The organism is Clostridium chrysemydis (assembly GCF_015234215.1).
GTDB classification, from domain to species: domain Bacteria; phylum Bacillota; class Clostridia; order Clostridiales; family Clostridiaceae; genus Clostridium; species Clostridium chrysemydis.
Map to the genome: position 1 here is coordinate 1 of NZ_JADEKP010000022.1, position 1285 is coordinate 1285.

The window sequence follows — 1285 nt, forward strand, 5'->3', positions numbered from 1 at the left end:
TTCGGGGACAGAATGACAGGTGGTGCATGGTTGTCGTCAGCTCGTGTCGTGAGATGTTGGGTTAAGTCCCGCAACGAGCGCAACCCCTATTGTTAGTTGCTACCATTAAGTTGAGCACTCTAGCGAGACTGCCCGGGTTAACCGGGAGGAAGGTGGGGATGACGTCAAATCATCATGCCCCTTATGTCTAGGGCTACACACGTGCTACAATGGCCGGTACAGAGAGACGCAATACCGCGAGGTGGAGCTAAACTTCAAAACCGGTCTCAGTTCGGATTGTAGGCTGAAACTCGCCTACATGAAGCTGGAGTTACTAGTAATCGCGAATCAGCATGTCGCGGTGAATACGTTCCCGGGCCTTGTACACACCGCCCGTCACACCATGAGAGTTGGCAATACCCAAAGTTCGTGAGCTAACGCGTAAGCGAGGCAGCGACCTAAGGTAGGGTCAGCGATTGGGGTGAAGTCGTAACAAGGTAGCCGTAGGAGAACCTGCGGCTGGATCACCTCCTTTCTATGGAGAAATCTGATTAACAAGATGATTAATCAGTACAGCCAAAAAATCAAAATCTCGATTTCTTATTCGAAAGAGATTGGGTTTGTATTATACTGTTCAATTTTGAGAAACCATTGTTTCTCAGAGAGAATTGTTCTTTGAAAATTGCACATGAAATTAATTAGTTGATACAACAAGCCAAGAAAAATGTATTTAAATATACTATTCTTTGTAACAATATATCTAAGATTGCAAAATCTTAAAAATGACTAAATAGGTCAAGCTACAAAGGGCGTATGGTGAATGCCTTGGCATCAGGAGCCGATGAAGGACGTGATAAGCTGCGATAAGCTTCGAGTAGGCGCACATAGCCAGAGATTCGAAGATTTCCGAATGAGGGAACTCACATGGGTGAACCCCATGTATCCTATAGTGAATACATAGCTATAGGAAGGTAACCTAGGGAACTGAAACATCTAAGTACCTAGAGGAAGAGAAAGAAAAATCGATTTTCTTAGTAGCGGCGAGCGAAAAGGAAAGAGGCCAAACCGGAGATTTATCTCCGGGGTTGCGGACAGAACATTAACTTAGTAATATTGTAGCCGAAGATAACTGGAAAGTTATGCCGTAGAGTGTAATAGCCACGTAGGCGAAACGAGAAAATCTAAAGTTCTGATCCAGAGTACCACGAGACACGTGAAACCTTGTGGGAAGCAGGGAGGACCACCTCCCAAGCCTAAATACTACCTGATGACCGATAGTGAAGCAGTACCGTGAGGGAAAGGTGAA

The 1285-nt window shown here is 45.2% G+C and carries 2 rRNA genes; both read left to right on the forward strand.

The window, feature by feature from the left end:
• Positions 1–514 (forward strand): 16S ribosomal RNA (locus INR60_RS17135); the annotation flags it as partial.
• A 258-nt stretch (positions 515–772) separates the two neighbouring features.
• Positions 773–1285: ribosomal RNA gene (locus INR60_RS17140) — 23S ribosomal RNA — on the forward strand; the annotation flags it as partial.